This is a genomic window from Bacillus luti (genome assembly GCF_001884105.1).
Lineage (GTDB): Bacteria > Bacillota > Bacilli > Bacillales > Bacillaceae_G > Bacillus_A > Bacillus_A luti.
Map to the genome: position 1 here is coordinate 53734 of NZ_MACI01000011.1, position 18237 is coordinate 71970.

An 18237-nucleotide genomic window follows, 5' to 3' on the forward strand; every position below is an offset into this window, starting at 1 on the left:
TTGTTTGTTTTTGTGTAATACGTTGCTACTTCTATGTTTTTTCATATTTTTCTGCTATTAGAAAACACAAAATTTACAAACAATTAAAAAAACCTTTATAATCCCACAAAAAAATGAGGCGTTTGTAAAAAACGCCTCATTTTTGTTTACCTTTTTTTGAATTACGATTTGCATACTTTGCGCTATTTTCTCCTTCGTACTCTAATGCAAATTCTGCATCTGGTAAGCTTTCTTTCGGAGTTTTATTATTGTTGATTGCCGCATTTTGTTTCACTTTTCTTTTTACCACTACATTCACCTGCTCTCAAGAAATCACTTTCTACTCTAGTTTGAAGCAAGCTGAAAGAATTATTACTGGCAAGTGTTAACAAGTACCTAAAAGCCGCTAGATGGAAATACTACATATGAACAAATGATTAAAAAGGAGCGATGATTTTGAAGAAGAAAGAAAAGATTCAGTCGCCAATTTTAGACGAAACGCTCCCGCATCAAATGAATTTTCCATCTTTTAAAGGAACAGGAAAGAAGATGCAACAACCTTTCATAAATCAATATGACGTCGTAATCGGAGACAGTAAATATGATTCCGAGAACAGTCCACTTCACAATTGGAGTGATGAAGTAGATCCTGCCATTATGGCTGGAGAAGAATGGATCCATCCTACAAATGATATTGGGTGGATTTCAGAAGAAAATCAAGAGTTGCTAAAAAAAGAAGTAGACAATAAGAATGAGGCTTTTATGCATCCGCAATTTGGCATTAACGACTAAAAAACCATTCTACCTAACCTAGGTAGAATGGTTTCATATGCTATCCAATAATGATTCGCTCTTTCGGATATTTATAGCGTGGCGGTTGTTCCCTTCCACCGCTAGCTAAAATAAATGTTAAAATACCAACACGTCCAATAAACATGAGTACAATAAGTACCAGTTTACCTACAGTTGTTAAATCTGGCGTAATACCCGTTGATAGTCCAGTCGTTCCGAAGGCCGAACAAACTTCAACGATTAGGCTCATAAGTGGCACATTTTCCGTAATAGATAAAATGAATAACGCCGTGGCACATAATAAAATCCCCATCGTCATAACGACGGATGCTTTTAGTACGTCCTCTTCATGTAGCTGACGTTTGAAGACTCTAACTGTTCTTCCGCCCCTTGCAAACGTGTATAACGATAATATGCTAACAGCAAATGTTGTCGTACGTATTCCGCCCCCAACCGAACTTGGTGATGCCCCGATAAACATTAATATACTCATAAACAAAAGTGTCGGTTGTGACAGTTCACGTATATCCATTGTAGCAAGTCCACCACTTCGCGTCGTCACAGATTGGAATAATGTATAAAATACCGTTTCATGCCATGATTTTCCTACTAAAAAATGATTTCGTTCTAATAGAAAAATCATAATTGTCCCAACAACCACGAGTGCAAAAAATGTTGTCGTCGTCAGTTTTGTGAATAATGAAAAACGAAATAGTTGCTGTCTCCTTTTACTAAGAAATTGCTTTATTTCCATTAGCACTGGGAAGCCGATAGCTCCTAAAATAATAAGTAACATATGAATCATTTGAACAATATAATCTTTTTTATACGGAATTAATGATTGTCCTGTTAAATCAAATCCACCGTTCGTCGTTGCACTAACAGCCGCAAAGAAACCGTGGAAATAAGCTTCTTGCCAAGTTGGAAAGTAAAGTAGAAATCTTGTCCCTAGCAGTATCGCTCCAATAAGTTCTATTGAAATAATTACAATTAAAATAGAACGCATCAATTCTACAAGCCCCGATAAATTCCCTTGATTATGGTCTGCCATAATTAATCTTCTTCTCTGCAAACCAATCTTTTTCCCCGTTATTATCCAAACAAATGTACCAAGCGCCATAATTCCTAAACCGCCCAATTGCAAAATAAGGGCTAAAACAATAATGCCCGCTGTGGTAAATGTATCTGAAATTGTAACAACAGATAATCCCGTAACACTTACCGCACTAACGGATGTAAATAAGGCGTCGATAAACGTCCATTTCACACCATCCTTTGTAACAAACGGTAAACTAAGTAATATCACTGATACGACTACTGCTAATAAATAAAACAAAACAATGAGTTGTACAGGACGTAATTTTTGTAAAAACTTTTTTATATCTCTCATTCCATCACTTCGCTACCTTTTTTCTATCGATTAAATAAAGAAAAATCTTCGTTTTCTTTATTTGTAAATAACTGCTCAAATAATTTGGCAAACACCATTCCATATACAGTTCCATTACCTCCATACGGCAATGCATAAAATAAATTATGTATATGCGAATCTTCTTTTAATATAGGGAGACCATCATGACTTCCCCCAAATGCTGCTGCCCAATAGTACTCTGCTTGTATTTTTTTATACTGCGGGAACATTTCTTTTACAATGTTAATAAGGCTATCGCGTTTATGCAATAACTTCGTATCACCAATTGCTTGAATTTTCATTGCCTCATCTAATCCACCTATAATAATACGTTTTTGATACGTTCGAAAATACAAATAAGGACGTGCTGTTTCCCAAATTAATGATTGCTCATGCCATCCCTCAAAATGATCTACCTCATTTGTCACAACTGCATAAGATGTTTCTACTGTTGTATTTTTTTCTTTCTTTCCAAAAAGCGCTTCATAACCTGTAGCCATAATAATATTCTTTGCTACGATTTGATTTCCTGCTTTCGTATAACATATTAAATCATTTTGAAGTTTTTTTATATGTATAGCCTCTGTATGTTCATGTATAGCGGCTCCCATTTGATTTGCTTTATGCAAGAGACTATGTGCTAATAAATATGGATTCACCTCAGCATCACCATGCGTATATAGCGCTGCTTTTCTTATAAAAGAATAACGTTTTTTAATATCAGATTCTGCAAAATATTCAACTGGAAATCCATACTCATGTAACGTATTATATTCCTCTTGTAAAAATGAAACATCTTCGCTTTTACTTGCATAATACAAACTATTTCGTGGAATAAAATGTGGATTTATATCGAGAGTTGGCACAACTTTCTCCATTGTTCTTAACGCTTCATAACAGAGTCTATATGCCCGTACCCCTTTTTCTTTACCAAATGTATGAATTAGAGAGGTTAACGATTTATCATGAAGAAATTGTAATAAGCCTGTATTAGCAGCTGTGCTACCACATGCGATTGCTCTTTTTTCAATGAGCGTAACACTCATTCCAATTTTCGCTAACGAATACGCTATATGAGCGCCTGCTTCCCCACTTCCAACTACGAGCACATCACATATCATATCACTTTCTAACGGTGGATAACAAGGTACAGAAACGCCTGTATTCCAATACAACTTACCAGTCATAAGTTTCATAATTATACTCCTACAATGTAAATTTCTCCTTTCTATGTTTTGTTATTTTCCATAAAAAAATCCAACTAACGTGCGCTAGTTGGATTTTTTTATTTTTAATTTGAACGCTCTTCAAGCCAATTTCCAATCGTCGGATATGTTTGTTTTACAGCTGTTCCGCCGTAAACGATAGACATATGTCCTGTTGGTAAACATACATATTGTTTATCTGTGCTAGAAATATGATCAAGTAAAGCTTCTACTTGACATGGCAGAGCAATATGATCACGCTTTGCGGAAATATTTAAGACATTAGCCTTAATATTTGCAAGGTCTACCTTTTGTCCGCGAATAACGAGTTCACCCTTAACCAGTTTATTATTTTGATAGAAATCACGAATCCACTGTCTATATGATTCACCTGGGAACGGAATACCATCGCCAACCCACTTTTGAACTAATTTCCAACTTTCGACGAAGCGCTCATTTTCTGAACGATCGACTAAAGCAACGTATGGACCAACAAAGTTTGTAATTGGCTTTAACATCTTGTTTCCGAAATCAATCATTTCTGGTGGAATGTTTCCGAATGTATCAACCGCTTTATCTAAATTGAAGTATTTTTCATCTAGTAAAGGACCATATAATCCTGTTTCAGAGAAGTCAAAAGGACTTGTCATGAAAATTAAATTACGAATTGGCATGTGCGGATGAAGTGCTGCATAAATCGATGTTAACGTTCCACCCATGCAATAACCAAGTAAAGAAATCTCGTCCGATTTTGCAGTTCGCATTACTTTTTTCACTGCTTTCGCAATATAATCGAACACGAAATCATCAAATTTCAAATGACTATCTTCTAAACCAAATGTGCCCCAATCCAGCATATACACATCGAAACCACGATCTACTAAATATTCCACTAAACTATTTCCTGGAGTTAAATCCATAATATATGGCTTATTAATAAGAGCATATATTAATAAGATTGGTACTCTCTGGGTTTTTTCTTGTTTTGGAATGTAACGATACAGCTTCGTTTTATTCTTCGTCCAAATAACCTCTTTCGGTGTTAAACCAACTTGTGGTTCTGGTTCGCGTAATAAAATTTCACTCGCTCTTTTCACACGACGATATGCTTTGCGATATTCTTCTGGGTACAACTCTAATTGCTTTTCCCATTCTGTTACGAATGTAGTCATTTTTCTATCTCCTTTTCGGTCGATTTCTTTCTAAAAAAAGAAGTGCATTCCTGCTATGGATATGCACTTTTTTCTTACTTCATTACATGTATAATCCGCCGTTAATATTTAATTGCTGACCTGTGATATACGCACCGTCACGGCATAGATATACTACACCTTTTGCAATTTCATCAGCTTGACCAAAACGTTTTTTCGGGATTTTCGCAACGATCTTTTGACGCACTTCTTCCGGTACTTCTGCTACCATTTCAGTGTCAATAAATCCTGGGCAAATTGCGTTTACAGTTACATTTGTTTTTGCAAGTTCTAACGCTAATGATTTTGTGAATCCTAACATACCTGCTTTCGCTGCTGAATAGTTTGTTTGTCCAAATCCACCAGCTTGACCGATAATAGAAGAAATACTAATGATTCTTCCTTCTTCTGCTTCTGTTATGTATGGAAGTACCGCACTTGTCGTATTAAATACACTGCTTAAGTTCACGTCAATTACGCGCTCCCAATCTTCACGATTTAACTTTTTGAATGTACGATCTCTTGTAATACCAGCATTATTAACAAGAATATCAACTTTACCAAAATGATTCACAGCTTCTTCTACAAGACGGTTTGCGTCTTCTACTTTAGAAACATCCGCTTGAACTGCATAAACGTCATGTCCTTCTTTTCCTAGTTCATTTACTAAATTTTCAGCTGCTTCTTTACTGCTATTATAATTAATAACCACTTTAGCGCCCTCTTGTGCTAATGCTACTGTAATTGCTTTTCCAATTCCTTTTGCCCCACCTGTTACAATTGCTACTTTGCCATTTAATTGAACCATTTCTTTTCCCCCTTAAATGAATTTGTGAACGATTGTTATGAATCATTTTGGTACTCATATGAATAGAGTCCATATATTAATTATGTTTCGTTGTTTATACATGAAAAAGAGATTCTCCCTCTCTCTCTTACACGTTATAAACAAACGCTTTTATCATTTTTTATTTTCCGGCTTATTCGCAGGCTTTACTTCTTCTTTTACAGGTACTTGTAGTTTAGCTAGTACCGCATTTTGCTTTTCTAGCAATTCTAAAATTTGATCAACTTTCGTTTCTAACGTACGCATATCTTGTTTTACTTTCGTAACATCACGCTTTAATGTAGGAGCTTGTCCTAAAGAATCTACTTTCTCCTCTAGAAACTCCTCAATGTTATCTACTTTATTTTCCAAGTTAATAACAAGCGTAGCCACTCTTGCAATATCCTCTTTTGTCGGCACGTTTACTTGTTCTAAATAGCTTTTTGTCGTATCATTTAATGCTTTTTGATAAAACAAATTCAAATCTAGAACGCTGCCCATCCAAGCAGAATATTCTTCTGTTTTAATTGTTTCATTGAGCGCTTTTCCCCAAAATGTTTCGGTTTGTTCATAAGCATTTTTCCATGCTTGTAGTGGATCGAATTTTTGATCAATCACTTTACCTACACTCCCTTTTTCGTTTTTGAAACAATTCAACCTATTCACTATTTTCTAATATTCTGAATAAAACTTCAACCCTATATTTTATTTTTCTTTATTTTCCAACAAATGTATTGACATTAAAAACAGATAGGTGTAAATTGCACTTATAAGCAAAAAATTCCATCTTACTGATTCATGAGGTGATGCACAATCATGCTACAAAATGAACCAGAACAACGCGAAAGTTTGGAAAACAACCAAGCGAAACAACCAAACTCCATGCCAAAAAACTTCTTAGTTCCCTTCTTACTTCTCTGTCTAAAAGACTGGAGTCTTCATGGTTACAAACTTATTCAAATGCTAATGGATATCGGCTTTTCTTCTGTTGACCAAGGTAATGTGTATCGAACACTACGCAAATTAGAAAAAGAAAACCTTATTTCTTCTACTTGGGATACAAGCGATGGAGGGCCAGCAAAAAGGATTTATTCTTTAACTGAATATGGAGAGCAATATTTAACAACATGTGCAACTTCTTTTGAGCATTACCAAAATATGCTGCGGACGTTTTTCACGTTATACACCAATGCATTCTTTCCATTTTCTACTTCTCCAGAAAAGGATGAAAAGGATTCTTCATCTTCACCTGGTGGTACAGCAGAGTAATCTGCGTTCACAATATGCAAAAAAACATTTGGGGGTCAAACAATGGAAACTAAGCCATACGAATTAGTCGATGCATTTTGGAAAAACTGGTCTCAATCTCTTTCCCTTTTCTCTTCAGCTGGGAAACAATTAGAACAACTTACTTTAGAAACGTTAAAACAACAACAAGACGCTCTGCATAAATTAACATCAGGAGTAGATGAGCTAGAAAAAGAATTACAACAATTCACTGCTCAGTTCAATAACCAATATACGGATTACGTGAAGCAATTAACTGGGAACTCCTTAAATGATCAAATTAACGAGTGGCAAGAAAAATGGAATGAACTTTCTACTCAAATGCACCAACTTACTGTTTCTCCTACGAAAACATCTCTGTCAATTCTTACTCAAACTAGTGGTCAATTTGAAGAAACAACAAAACACTTTATCGAACAACAACAAACGCAACGTGAAGAGGTTCAAAAACAGTTAGAAGTTTTTTTGGGAGAGTTCAAGGCCAAACAACTAGAACTCGCAAAGCAATTCGAGGAAAACTCAAAAAATCTATTTACTTCCATCAAGTAAGAAAAATGTGGCAACTAACCGCAGCACAAACAAAACTCTTTCTTCCTCCTACTACATCAAGATGGCTGGCATTTTTCGATATGGAAAAGAAGGAGGACAAAATGAATCCATTTCAAGAAGCACAAACTGTTCCGGAGCTTCGTTATGATGAGATTCAAGTCGGTGATCAAGCATCTTTAACAAAACAAATTACGGATGAGGACGTTATCAATTTTGCAAAATTGACTGGTGATGTCAATCCCATTCATATTTTAGATTCGTTTGCAAAAACGACAATGTTTAAAGAACGTATTGCTCATGGCATGCTCGTTTCCAGTTTTATTTCTACCATCCTTGGAACGAAACTCCCAGGCAAAAATACGATTTACTTATCTCAAAACGTTTCATTCCGTGCTCCTGTCAAAATCGGCGATACACTTCGTGTAGTGGCAGAAGTTATTAAAAAACGGGATGATAAAAAAATCATTACATTACAAACAAACATCTATAATCAATCAGGCGATATTGTCGTAGAAGGTACAGCGACAATACTGAAAAAAGAGTAGCAAATTTGCTACTCTTTTTTCTATCCAAGAACTTCTAATCACACCGATTACTTCCGGGTATGAACACATCGTTTCCACATAAAATAACGTTACCAGTTTAAATAGTGATTCGCTAAACTGGACTACTCATAAGGATGTGTATCAACATGGTAAAAACAAACAAACTACTAGTTCCAGGTGCAGAACAAGCGCTTGAACAATTTAAATATGAAATTGCACAAGAATTCGGTGTTAGCTTAGGCTCTAATACAGCATCTCGCTCTAACGGTTCAGTTGGCGGGGAAGTAACAAAACGCCTTGTTGCTTTAGCTCAACAACAATTACGTGGATAATACTATAACATATGGCTTAGAGGCAGATATTCTCTGCCTCTTTCTATTTTCAACATACATAATAGCGCTTTTTCACATACTAGTAAAAGCAAACCAAAAGGAGCGATATGTGACATGAAACGGATTAATATTAGCATGAGTCCTCCCCGCGTTCTTACTTTATCTTTCATTGTGTTATCCATTGTGGGCACATGCTTATTAAAATTACCAATTGCTACAACAACGTCTATTTCATGGCTCGATGCCTTATTTACAACCGTTTCTGCTTGTACTGTTACTGGGCTTGGTGTTGTGGATACTGGAAAAGTATTTACTTTGTTTGGACAGTGTGTCATTTTAACGCTTATACAAGTGGGCGGTCTTGGTATTATGAGCTTTGCTGTTTTAATTGCCATTATGCTTGGCAGAAAAATCGGGCTTCAAAACCGAATTTTACTGCAACAAGCGTTAAATCAAACGAATATTGGCGGCGTCATTCGTCTTGCCAAAGCATTATTTTTATTCTCTTTTACAGTCGAATGTATCGCTACTTTGTTTCTCTCTTTTGAATGGGTACCAAAATACGGGATTGCTAAAGGGCTATATTATAGCTTTTTTCATTCAATCTCAGCCTTTAACAATGCTGGTTTTTCTGTGTGGAGTGATAACTTAATGTCCCATTCCCATAGTATTCTTGTCAATCTTGTTATTTCCTCTCTCATCATTTTAGGCGGGATTGGTTTTACAGTAATCGTAGATATAAAAAGAAAGAAAAACTTTAAAAACCTTACTTTACATTCAAAACTTATGCTTTCTTCTACTCTAATCGTCAATATTATTGCTACCTTGTTTATTTTTATATTCGAGTTCCATAACTCCCTTTCTATGAGAGGGTTTACTCCCTTTGAAGAAGGAATGGCCGCTTATTTCCAAGCAATTTCAACGCGAACTGCCGGGTTTAATACGGTTGATATTTCTGCATTATCCAAACCTTCCCTACTATTAATGATGCTCCTTATGTTTATTGGTGCAGGTAGCGCTTCAACTGGTGGTGGAATTAAGTTAACGACATTTTTAATTATGTTTTTTGGCGTATTTAAATTTTTACAAGAGCAAGATGATATTGTCGTGTTTAAAAAATCTATTAAAGATACTCTCATTGTCAAATCATTAACCATTACTATTATTTCCATTTCATTTATCTTTTTTGCTATTTTAATTTTAAGTATTACTGAGCGTGTTCCTCTATTGATGAGTGCTTTCGAAGTATTTTCAGCATTTGGTACTGTTGGTCTCAGTATGAATTTAACTCCCCACTTAACTATGATCGGAAAAGCTATTATTATCTTTATGATGTTTTTTGGGAAAATGGGACCTTTAACATTGGCTTTTTCCTTTGCACGTAAAAAGAACCGGAAAATAAAATATCCGAATGAAGATATTTTAACAGGTTGACAACCGTATAAATTATCCATATAATGAGAATACAATAGCATATCTCCAAAGGGGAGTAGCGTCCAAGAATTTTTCTTGGAAACAAAGTCGTCATTACGTAGAACTTAGTTCTTCCGGCTTTGTTGGCATTTTCATTACATATGTCTAGCAAGACCTTTGCCTATTAACGGCAGAGGTCTTTTTTGTATTCATTACCAAATTCTTCCAGCGTTAATAGGCAGGAGTATGGGGAAGCTAAATAGTGGGGAAATTCTTCACTTATTTAGTACTTATAGAAATGAGAGGAGAATGTACATGGATGTATCATTATTATTGGAGTATGGTTGGGTATTACTCATCCTAATTGCACTTGAAGGGATTTTAGCGGCTGATAACGCTCTCGTTCTTGCAATTATGGTAAAACACTTACCAGAAGAAAAACGTAAAAAAGCACTATTTTATGGATTAGCGGGGGCATTTGTTTTCCGATTCGGATCGTTATTTATGATCTCATTCTTAGTCGATGTATGGCAGGTGCAAGCAATCGGTGCCCTTTATCTTATGTTTATCGCTGGTAATCACTTATTTAAAACGTATGTTAAAAAGAATACGGATGAAGAAACCGAAGAAAAAGAAGAAAAGAAAAAACAAGAGAACTTTTGGTGGACTGTATTTAAAGTCGAAGTTGCTGATATCGCCTTCGCTGTTGATTCAATTTTAGCGGCTGTTGCACTAGCAGTAACTTTACCGAAAACAGGATTAGGTACGATTGGTAGTCTTGATACAGGTCAATTTATCGTTATCTTTACAGGTGGACTTATCGGGTTAGTTATAATGCGATTTGCCGCAACTGCTTTCGTACAAATATTAAAACGTAAACCAGGACTTGAAACTGCAGCATTCTTAATTGTAGGTTGGGTTGGTGTGAAATTAGCAATTTATACGTTAGCACACCCTGCTTTAGGTGTCCTTCCGCATTCATTCCCAGAATCTACACCATGGAAGCTTACATTCTGGATTGTATTAGTCGGAATCGCTGTTGGTGGTTGGTTCTTCTCGAAAGAAGTAGAAGTAAAAGTAGAAAAGAATTTAGACGAAAAAGCGCTGTAATTACAGCGCTTTTTCTTTTTCCATTCCCTCTCTCAATGTCCAGAAAAAATTCCATTATACTACCTTTTGTAAACGTTTTCTTAATATATGTATGTCCTTTTTGTGAAACATTGCACAAACTTATTGAAACTGTGAACAATTCCATGTACTTTATTCATATAAGGAGTATTTATAGATGATGTACTAAAGGAGCGTATTACTCATGCTAGAACAAGGATTAGATTATGTTGTCAAACTGGCTAAGAGCAAAAAACAAATGCTAGATACAAACCCGATGCAATATTTCATCCGTGCCGCACTTGCGGGTATTTATATCGGTTTTATTATTGTACTATGTTTTAAATTAGGTAACTTTTTTCACATTGCAGATTCACCAGCAACTTATTTAGTTGCTTCCATGTTTTTCGGAATTGCCCTCGTACTTATTATATATGGCGGTGCTGAATTGTTTACTGGAAACACAATGTACTTCACTGTAGCAACTTTAAGAAAAGAAACAACAATTTCTGATACACTTCGTAACTGGGTCGCTTGTTATGCAGGCAATTTAGCTGGCGCTTTATTCTTTGCTTTACTATTTTACGCAACTGGCATTTTCGAAGCAATCGATCACGGTCATTTCATGAATAAAGTCGTTGAAGGAAAAATGAATACACCTACAATGCAATTATTCTTTAAAGCAATTTTATGTAACTGGCTTGTATGTCTTGCTTGTTTCTTACCTTCTCAAGTTAAAGGTGATACAGCAAAAATTATGATGATGATGCTACTCGTTTTCACATTCTTCTTATCTGGTTACGAACATAGCATTGCAAACTTATCTCTGTTTGCTTTATCTTTAGTTTCACCACATCCCGAGTCAATTTCTTTTGCAGGTGCTATTCATAACTTAATTCCTGTTACAATCGGTAACATTATTGGCGGTTCCGTATTTGTCGGTATGGTTTATCATTACTTAACAAAGAAAGCACCTACTGTTGAGCAGGAAGAAACTGAATTAGCAGCAGTTCAAACAGAGGAAATCATTCCTTTACAAGCTCATATGAAACATTAAAAACTCCAAAGTTTTACTTTGGAGTTTTTAGCTCCCCACATATTTCACAATAATATTGACTTCAATCTCTCCTTGTTCTTTCCCTCTTTCTATTCTTTGTCTCATCTTATACATACCAATGACATCATTTGTATGAAAGTGAATTTCCTTAACATATAATTGCTCTTCACAAAAAGCATCTACGAAATCAAGCCCATTACTCTGTCGCCATCCCATGTTAAAATCAAGGGAAAGAATATTCACATCATAATCCCGAACCATTTGCAAGGCACATTCTACTGTCGTTGCGGGCACATATCCGAACGGGCAACTTCTTTGATCATCCATATATACATTCATTTTCTATGTCCTCTCTACTTTGAATATACGACCAATACATAACAGATTGCCCCAAGACTAATAAAAGGACCAAACGGAATTGGCTTTCGTACTTCTATACGTTTTAATGCAATACCAATCCCGAAAAAGCAAAGACTAAAACAAGATGCTAAAAATAAAATGATAAAAATCCCCTTCACTCCTACTATAAATCCAAGTAACGAAAGTAGTTTTATATCCCCTCCGCCAAGACCCTCTGGATAAATCCTTCGCACACAATATAACAAAATAAAAATGATTCCACTACCAACTATACTATCTATCCAAGTAACTAATGGTACAAAAATACATTCTAAAGTAATCAAAAATGCAAACCAAATTAAAATACGATTAGGTATTAGCATATATACTAAATCTGTAACGGAAATAATGAGAAGTAAAGAAAAGAGCGATAAAATAGGAATAAGCTCTCGTTCTATTCCAATTACATATGCAGTAAGAACAAATAAACTCCCTGTAAGAAATTCAAATACTACGTATAAACTTGAAATTTTTCTTTTACAATTCGTACAACGGCCCTTCTGCATACAAAATGAAATGATTGGAATCAGTTCTTTCGGCTGTAACGTATACTTGCAGTAGTGACAATATGAACGCGGTGTAATAATAGATTCACCTACAGGAACCCTCATTGCGATTACCATAAAAAAAGAACCAAACACCATCCCTGCTAACAGTGCATATACATAAGTGAACATCCCTTCCTCTCCTTTCCAAAAGAACATAGCAAAAAAAGGAGAGAACTTCTACTTCATATTATCCTTTATTCTACTAAAAAAGCAGGCCATTTTCTGGCCTGCTTTCCCCTTTTTATACGATGAAATATACTGCTTTTAATGGTCCATGTACGCCGACAACAAGATTCATTTCAATATCTGCCGAGTTACTTGGTCCTGTAATAAAGTTAATACAAGATGCTACTGCCTCGCCATTTTCTACACGTGTGTTCATATCCTGAACTGCTTGTGTAATACGAGGCACAAGTGTTTCACGTGGAATAATAGCAAAGTATACAGTCGGTAAAAAGTGTAAAGAACGACCTTGGCCTTTATGACTTTGTACAACAATCGTACCAGATTCAGCTAAAGTATAATCACTAAATGCAATTCCAATATTCGCTCTTTCCGCGATACGCATATTCTCTTCTTTTTTCTCAGGATCCCATACATTCACTTCAATATCTCGCTTTGGAAGTTCTTCTTTAAAGAAAGATGTTAAACCATATGCATCAAAACGGTCATCTGCTGATAATAAAATAGGTCCCCCGCCATTTTCCATGATTACTTTTTGAAGGTCTTCATGCAAACGATCATTTGTCGTTTCCACGACAGTTGTATGAATGTTTGTACATTGCTTTTTAAATACTTCTAACAATTCTTCTTGTGAATAATCTTTTAGCGTTTCTACATTCACATTACTTTTCCATGCTGGACGCTTTACACCTTCCGTTTTCCGCTCACGTCCAAGTTCTTTTGCAATATTATCTAGAAAGGACTCACGGTTTTGAATTAATCCTGTCATTATTGATCGCCGCCTTTCTTATGATCTTTATACCAATCACGGAATCGTTCTTTACTTGGCGCTGGGAATTCACGAATGTCCGTCCAGTTTTTAAGTGGCCCCACACCTTTTGATACACGATTACCAGATGTAAATGGACTCATTGCTGCCGGTGCCATTTTTGACCCCATTTTATATAAAGCAGCTGAAGAAGCACCCATACTAAACATTTTCATCGCTAGTTTTTCTGCAAGTGGTGCACGTCCTTCTTGCTCAACAATCACTTGACGATGTTTTAATAATAGGTCATGTAACGGAATCTTTACCGGACAAGCTTCCGTACATGCTCCGCATAAACTAGATGCATAAGGAAGCTCTTTGTAATCATCATATCCACCTAGAAGTGGTGTTAATACCGCACCAATCGGTCCTGAATAAATAGATCCATATGAATGTCCACCGACATGACGATATACAGGACACACGTTAACACAAGCTGCACAACGAATACATTGCAATACTGAACGGAATTCCGATCCAAGAATTTGAGAACGTCCATTATCAACAACAACTAAATGAAACTCTTCCGGTCCGTCAACTTCCTCTTCTTGAATTGGTCCTGCTACTGTTACATAACTAGTTAACTTTTGACCTACTGCACTACGACATAGTAAACCAACTAAGACATCTAATTCTTCCATTGTTGGAACCATACGTTCCATACCCATTACTGCAATTTGTGTTTTCGGAATCGACATAACAAGATCCGCATTCCCTTCATTCGTTACTAAACAAAGAGAACCCGTATTTGCAACAGCGAAGTTACAACCGGTTACACCGATTTCTGCATCCATAAATTTCTCACGAAGTTGTTTACGAACAAACTTTGTCATTTCGTATGGATCGTCCGAATTTTCATAGCCAAGCTTTTCTTTAAATACATCACGAATTTGCGTTCTATTTTTATGAAGCGCAGGCGCGATAATATGTGAAGGTGGATCGTTATCTACTTGCAAGATATACTCTCCTAAGTCACTCTCTAACACTTCACAACCAACTTCTTCAAGCGCGTGGTTCATACTAATTTCTTCTGTCACCATCGATTTTGATTTCACTACTTTTTTCGCTTGCTTCTTTTTCGCAACGTCTTGAATATACTTTGCAGCTTCCTCTTTCGTTTTCGCAAAGTATACGTGTCCGCCTCTTTTTGCTACATTATCACTTAACTGTGTTAAGTAATAATCAAGATTTTCTAACGTATGTTGACGAATTTGTTCACCTAATTCACGCCACTCTTCCCAGTTTCCTAATTCGTCCGCTGCTTTTAATCGATTCGTGTATAAACGTGTTTGTGCAGACGATACCGCACCTCGCATAAACGAATCTTGAATTCCATCGCCTACGCGATCATTAAATTTTTTCTCACTGATTTTCATAGACATAGCTTATGTTCCCCCTTCATGAGCGACTATTCAGTACCTCAGCAATATGCATTACTTTTACTTCTTTTCCTAAACGTTCAATACGTCCGCCAATGTTTAACAAACACCCACAATCTGCACCGATTAAATAATCAGCACCTGTTTCCATTACGCTATCTACTTTTTCATCTACCATTTGCTCAGAAATTGGAGTCATTTTAACTGAAAACGTTCCCCCAAACCCGCAACAATTTTGCACGTTTGGCAAATCTCTCACAGTTAATCCTTTTACGTTTGATAATAAAATGCCTGGTGCTTCTTTTACTCCAAGCAGACGTGTCATATGACAAGATTTATGAATAGTAGCTATCCCTGGTAAGCTTGCACCAACATCTGTAACTTTTAAAACATCTACAATAAATTGTGTAAATTCATATGTTTTATCAGCAACTTTTTGTGCACGCTTAGCCCACTTCGGATCATCTTTAAAAACATGCGGATACTCATGAAACATTGTCGCACAAGAACCGGATGGCGTAACGATATATTCTGCATCTTCGAAAGTTTCAATCATATGCTTCATTGCTTCTTTTGCTGCTTCTACATGGCCGCTATTATAAGCAGGCTGACCACAACAAACTTGTGCTTCTGGAAATTCAATTTCACAACCTAAACGCTCCAACACTTCAACTGTTGCTTTGCCGACGTTCGTTTCAAACATATCGACTAAACAAGTAACAAATAAAGTCACTTTCATAATTATTACTCCCCCTTTTTACAACTCCACCAACAAACGTATGGTCATCAGATGACTAAGAAAAGAAGAAGTAGGCTCAACCATGGCCTATCCTCTCCCTCTTCTAAAGAAAACGCTTACTTAATCTCTCTCTATTTTATCAGAAAATTAGATTTTTAAAAGATTAAATTACGAATTTATATCTGTTTTACCTGTGACAATATGTTCTACATTTGTTAAATGGTCTAGCATTGCTTGCTGCGCTAATTCTACATCTTGCTTTAACACCGCATCATATATAACTTGATGCTCTTCTATAAGTCGTTCTGATGTTGTTTGTTCACCATATAAAATAATGCGTCTTGATTCACCAATCGTTTCAGCAATCATCTCTGAAACATGATTCATGAGTTCAAGCAAAATGTTATTATGCGAAGACTCCGCAATTCCCATATGGAACTGAAAATCTGCTTTTTCACCAGCTTTTTCATTTCCAATGCTCTTTGCCATTTCATCTAACCAATGCTTCATATTTTGTAAATTATCTTCCGTACGTTTTGCCGCAGCTGCTCGAACTGCCCCCACTTCAAGCACCTTTCGTACTTCTAATAAATTCAAAATATCTTCTTTCTTCATTAATAATCTATTGTTTAATGATTTCGTTAATGAAGAAGAATCGAAATTCTTCACATATGTACCTTCTCCTTGTTTCATTTCAATTAAGCCCATCGCTCTTAGCGCACTTAGTGCTTCACGAACAGCAGATCTGCCAACTTGAAACTGCTCAGCTAATTGATGCACAGGAAGTAGTTTGTCACCAGGTTTTAATGTACCATTTTTAATCATTGTTAAAATAGCTTCAGATACTTCTTCGTAAATTTTTTTCGGTTTAATAGATTTGTACTCCAGTTAAATCACCTCAGTATCTTCCAAACAACAATTGAAACGATTTATAAGAACTTTGCATCATAACTATTTTAGAACGAATTGGTAAGAAGTACAAATGTTTTGTTCATAAAATCGTCAAAATTCCGATATTTTTTACATATTAATTTATATCTTTACGTATAACTATTGTCTTCAATATAAAAAGCATGCCCTAAAAATTAGAACATGCCTTCCTCATCCTGTACCTTCAATTTAATAATAACTGTTGTTCCATTCCCTTTTTCACTTTCAATGCTCCACTGCCCATCATGTATATGAACAATTTGCCTTACAATAGCAAGTCCTAAACCAGTTCCGCCATGTTGACGACTTCTCGCTTTATCAACTCGGTAAAAACGCTCACCAAGATTGTCTAAATGCTCTATATCAATTCCTATTCCTGTATCTTTTATTTTCAATTCACAATAATCGTCTATTTTCTCTAGAGTTATTGTGATATCCCCGTTTTGATTCGTATATCGTATCGCATTATCTAACACGTTATGAAGCACTTGTTGCATACGATCCTCATCAATCATTACAATAATCTCTGGATCTAAATTTGTTGCAATACGAATTTTCTTTTCTATAAACTTAATTTCATACGTGTCTAATACGTCTTCAATAAGTTGTGAAAAAACGATAGGTTGCTTCTTAAGTGGAAAATGTTCCCCTTCTAATTGCGCTAAATCTAATAAATCATGTACAAGACGCTGCATGCGATCTGCTTCTTTATGGATGAGATGCGTTACCTTTTCCTGCTGCGGCCCCTTCGCCACACCATCTAAAATAGCTTCACTATACCCTTTTATATAACTAAGGGGAGTTCTAAGTTCATGCGAAACATTCGCTAAAAACTCCTTACGTTTTACATCTTCTGTTTCTAAAGAATTCGCCATTTTATTAAACGCTTTTCCTAATCGTCCAATTTCATCTTCTGAAGAAACCGTAATCCGCTCCGAGAAATCCCCAGTAGCCAGATGATTCGCAACCCGTTCCATTTGCGAAAGCGGCTTCGTAATGGCAATAATAATTTTTCTACCAATCCATATTGTAAGTAAAATCATAGCAATTGCTAATGGGGCTAAAATAAGACCCATATCATATATTAAGTCTTTTATACTTTTTAAAGAAATATAAGAATATACAATTCCAACTAATTTTTTATTTTCTAAAACAGGGATGACAACACCCATAATATTACGATCAAAATGTTCTTCATATCCTATCTTTGTGACAGTTTTTCCATCTAACAACGTCTGCCGATCGTCTTCACTTATAAGAGAATGATGATGCACATCAAACGGCAAACATGCGCTTAAATCACGTGGATTGGAAACGAAAAGAACGTCTGAACTAGATATTTGATCAAATGCTCTTACTTTCTCTTCAAGAGTTGATATTCCTTCTCGCTTATCATATTGCATTGCAAGATTTTTACCTTCCATTACTAATGAGTCTTTTACATTATCAACGTATAGTTTTTCATACGAATATAAAGACACAAAATAAAGAAAGGAAACTGTTACACATACTGCACATACTACTGTAAGCCAAAGCTTTTGTACCATTGTAAACATAT

Annotated in this window: 21 protein-coding genes and 1 riboswitch; of the genes, 8 read left to right on the forward strand and 13 right to left on the reverse strand. The window is 35.8% G+C overall.

Translation table 11 applies throughout. From position 1 onward, the window contains the following. Positions 1-136: 136 nt before the first annotated feature. Positions 137-289 (reverse strand): hypothetical protein, encoded by a 153-nt coding sequence (locus BAQ48_RS27815; RefSeq protein ID WP_000240799.1) that lies wholly within the window; start codon positions 287-289, stop codon positions 137-139. Positions 290-435: 146 nt separating this feature from the next. Here BAQ48_RS27815 and BAQ48_RS02845 point away from each other — a divergent pair, with 146 nt between their 5' ends. Further along, the gene (locus tag BAQ48_RS02845) at positions 436-771 is read left to right on the forward strand and encodes a DUF3905 domain-containing protein (RefSeq protein ID WP_002017878.1); all 336 of its coding nucleotides are present in this window, start codon (positions 436-438) and stop codon (positions 769-771) included. 40 nt (positions 772-811) lie between these two features. On the opposite strand, the gene BAQ48_RS02850 is transcribed toward BAQ48_RS02845, so the two are convergent. The 5 genes from BAQ48_RS02850 to phaR all read right to left on the reverse strand — a co-directional run bounded on the left by BAQ48_RS02850 (position 812) and on the right by phaR (position 6021). Continuing rightward, positions 812-2161: a TrkH family potassium uptake protein gene (locus BAQ48_RS02850; protein ID WP_001204702.1), complete on the reverse strand. Its 1350-nt coding sequence runs from the start codon at positions 2159-2161 to the stop codon at positions 812-814. Positions 2162-2184: 23 nt separating this feature from the next. After that, on the reverse strand, positions 2185-3378 hold the full coding sequence (locus BAQ48_RS02855; protein ID WP_071709898.1) for an NAD(P)/FAD-dependent oxidoreductase: 1194 nt from the start codon (positions 3376-3378) through the stop codon (positions 2185-2187). A 95-nt stretch (positions 3379-3473) separates the two neighbouring features. Further along, complete coding sequence (gene phaC, locus BAQ48_RS02860) at positions 3474-4559, reverse strand: class III poly(R)-hydroxyalkanoic acid synthase subunit PhaC (RefSeq protein ID WP_000206837.1); 1086 nt, start codon at positions 4557-4559, stop codon at positions 3474-3476. Positions 4560-4641: 82 nt separating this feature from the next. Next, positions 4642-5385: an acetoacetyl-CoA reductase gene (locus BAQ48_RS02865; protein WP_000250412.1), complete on the reverse strand. Its 744-nt coding sequence runs from the start codon at positions 5383-5385 to the stop codon at positions 4642-4644. A gap of 153 nt (positions 5386-5538) precedes the next feature. Beyond that, positions 5539-6021 carry a polyhydroxyalkanoic acid synthase subunit PhaR gene (phaR, locus tag BAQ48_RS02870; protein ID WP_000566958.1) on the reverse strand — a complete coding sequence of 161 codons (483 nt, stop codon included), beginning with the start codon at positions 6019-6021 and terminating at the stop codon, positions 5539-5541. A gap of 198 nt (positions 6022-6219) precedes the next feature. On the opposite strand from phaR, the gene phaQ reads away from it, so the two are divergent. From phaQ to BAQ48_RS02905, 7 genes are all read left to right on the forward strand, one after another. Beyond that, positions 6220-6672, forward strand: coding sequence for a poly-beta-hydroxybutyrate-responsive repressor (phaQ, locus tag BAQ48_RS02875; RefSeq protein WP_000939954.1), 453 nt, complete (start codon positions 6220-6222; stop codon positions 6670-6672). Between the two features lie 42 nt (positions 6673-6714). Beyond that, complete coding sequence (gene phaP / locus BAQ48_RS02880; RefSeq protein WP_071709899.1) at positions 6715-7239, forward strand: polyhydroxyalkanoic acid inclusion protein PhaP; 525 nt, start codon at positions 6715-6717, stop codon at positions 7237-7239. Between the two features lie 101 nt (positions 7240-7340). Next, positions 7341-7784, forward strand: coding sequence for a MaoC family dehydratase (locus BAQ48_RS02885; protein WP_071709900.1), 444 nt, complete (start codon positions 7341-7343; stop codon positions 7782-7784). A gap of 146 nt (positions 7785-7930) precedes the next feature. After that, a complete protein-coding gene (locus BAQ48_RS02890; protein WP_000241212.1) occupies positions 7931-8116 on the forward strand; it encodes an alpha/beta-type small acid-soluble spore protein in 186 nt (61 codons plus the stop codon). Positions 8117-8230: 114 nt separating this feature from the next. Continuing rightward, a complete protein-coding gene (locus BAQ48_RS02895; RefSeq protein WP_071709901.1) occupies positions 8231-9550 on the forward strand; it encodes a TrkH family potassium uptake protein in 1320 nt (439 codons plus the stop codon). Between the two features lie 38 nt (positions 9551-9588). Further along, a riboswitch (yybP-ykoY riboswitch) is annotated at positions 9589-9754 on the forward strand. Positions 9755-9844: 90 nt separating this feature from the next. Further along, positions 9845-10639 (forward strand): TerC family protein, encoded by a 795-nt coding sequence (locus BAQ48_RS02900; RefSeq protein ID WP_000383330.1) that lies wholly within the window; start codon positions 9845-9847, stop codon positions 10637-10639. A 202-nt stretch (positions 10640-10841) separates the two neighbouring features. After that, positions 10842-11693 (forward strand): formate/nitrite transporter family protein, encoded by an 852-nt coding sequence (locus BAQ48_RS02905; protein ID WP_071709902.1) that lies wholly within the window; start codon positions 10842-10844, stop codon positions 11691-11693. 27 nt (positions 11694-11720) lie between these two features. Here BAQ48_RS02905 and BAQ48_RS02910 read toward each other — a convergent pair whose 3' ends face one another. From BAQ48_RS02910 to BAQ48_RS02940, 7 genes are all read right to left on the reverse strand, one after another. After that, positions 11721-12032 carry a cyclic-phosphate processing receiver domain-containing protein gene (locus BAQ48_RS02910; RefSeq protein ID WP_071709903.1) on the reverse strand — a complete coding sequence of 104 codons (312 nt, stop codon included), beginning with the start codon at positions 12030-12032 and terminating at the stop codon, positions 11721-11723. 14 nt (positions 12033-12046) lie between these two features. Beyond that, a complete protein-coding gene (locus BAQ48_RS02915; RefSeq protein ID WP_071709904.1) occupies positions 12047-12769 on the reverse strand; it encodes a prepilin peptidase in 723 nt (240 codons plus the stop codon). Positions 12770-12881: 112 nt separating this feature from the next. After that, on the reverse strand, positions 12882-13592 hold the full coding sequence (locus tag BAQ48_RS02920; RefSeq protein ID WP_071709905.1) for a LutC/YkgG family protein: 711 nt from the start codon (positions 13590-13592) through the stop codon (positions 12882-12884). Then, positions 13592-15013 carry a LutB/LldF family L-lactate oxidation iron-sulfur protein gene (locus tag BAQ48_RS02925; protein ID WP_000061934.1) on the reverse strand — a complete coding sequence of 474 codons (1422 nt, stop codon included), beginning with the start codon at positions 15011-15013 and terminating at the stop codon, positions 13592-13594. Before BAQ48_RS02925 ends, BAQ48_RS02920 begins: the two co-directional genes overlap by 1 nt. Before the next feature lie 16 nt (positions 15014-15029). Beyond that, a complete protein-coding gene (locus tag BAQ48_RS02930) occupies positions 15030-15749 on the reverse strand; it encodes a (Fe-S)-binding protein (protein ID WP_000869143.1) in 720 nt (239 codons plus the stop codon). 168 nt (positions 15750-15917) lie between these two features. Then, positions 15918-16607, reverse strand: a complete 690-nt coding sequence (locus tag BAQ48_RS02935; RefSeq protein WP_255291034.1) for a FadR/GntR family transcriptional regulator — start codon at positions 16605-16607, stop codon at positions 15918-15920. Positions 16608-16834: 227 nt separating this feature from the next. Then, the gene (locus tag BAQ48_RS02940) at positions 16835-18235 is read right to left on the reverse strand and encodes a sensor histidine kinase (RefSeq protein ID WP_071709907.1); all 1401 of its coding nucleotides are present in this window, start codon (positions 18233-18235) and stop codon (positions 16835-16837) included. Positions 18236-18237: the final 2 nt, after the last annotated feature.

Bases quoted from the DNA above. Each gene is read 5' to 3' on its own strand.
- BAQ48_RS02850 (WP_001204702.1), bottom strand. From the start codon at position 2,161: ATGAGAGATATAAAAAAGTTTTTACAAAAATTACGTCCTGTACAACTC.
- BAQ48_RS02855 (WP_071709898.1), bottom strand. From the start codon at position 3,378: ATGAAACTTATGACTGGTAAGTTGTATTGGAATACAGGCGTTTCTGTA.
- phaC (WP_000206837.1), bottom strand. From the start codon at position 4,559: ATGACTACATTCGTAACAGAATGGGAAAAGCAATTAGAGTTGTACCCA.
- BAQ48_RS02865 (WP_000250412.1), bottom strand. From the start codon at position 5,385: ATGGTTCAATTAAATGGCAAAGTAGCAATTGTAACAGGTGGGGCAAAA.
- phaQ (WP_000939954.1), top strand. From the start codon at position 6,220: ATGCTACAAAATGAACCAGAACAACGCGAAAGTTTGGAAAACAACCAA.
- phaP (WP_071709899.1), top strand. From the start codon at position 6,715: ATGGAAACTAAGCCATACGAATTAGTCGATGCATTTTGGAAAAACTGG.
- BAQ48_RS02885 (WP_071709900.1), top strand. From the start codon at position 7,341: ATGAATCCATTTCAAGAAGCACAAACTGTTCCGGAGCTTCGTTATGAT.
- BAQ48_RS02890 (WP_000241212.1), top strand. From the start codon at position 7,931: ATGGTAAAAACAAACAAACTACTAGTTCCAGGTGCAGAACAAGCGCTT.
- BAQ48_RS02895 (WP_071709901.1), top strand. From the start codon at position 8,231: ATGAAACGGATTAATATTAGCATGAGTCCTCCCCGCGTTCTTACTTTA.
- BAQ48_RS02900 (WP_000383330.1), top strand. From the start codon at position 9,845: ATGGATGTATCATTATTATTGGAGTATGGTTGGGTATTACTCATCCTA.
- BAQ48_RS02905 (WP_071709902.1), top strand. From the start codon at position 10,842: ATGCTAGAACAAGGATTAGATTATGTTGTCAAACTGGCTAAGAGCAAA.
- BAQ48_RS02910 (WP_071709903.1), bottom strand. From the start codon at position 12,032: ATGAATGTATATATGGATGATCAAAGAAGTTGCCCGTTCGGATATGTG.
- BAQ48_RS02915 (WP_071709904.1), bottom strand. From the start codon at position 12,769: ATGTTCACTTATGTATATGCACTGTTAGCAGGGATGGTGTTTGGTTCT.
- BAQ48_RS02920 (WP_071709905.1), bottom strand. From the start codon at position 13,592: ATGACAGGATTAATTCAAAACCGTGAGTCCTTTCTAGATAATATTGCA.
- BAQ48_RS02925 (WP_000061934.1), bottom strand. From the start codon at position 15,013: ATGTCTATGAAAATCAGTGAGAAAAAATTTAATGATCGCGTAGGCGAT.
- BAQ48_RS02930 (WP_000869143.1), bottom strand. From the start codon at position 15,749: ATGAAAGTGACTTTATTTGTTACTTGTTTAGTCGATATGTTTGAAACG.
- BAQ48_RS02940 (WP_071709907.1), bottom strand. From the start codon at position 18,235: ATGTTTACAATGGTACAAAAGCTTTGGCTTACAGTAGTATGTGCAGTA.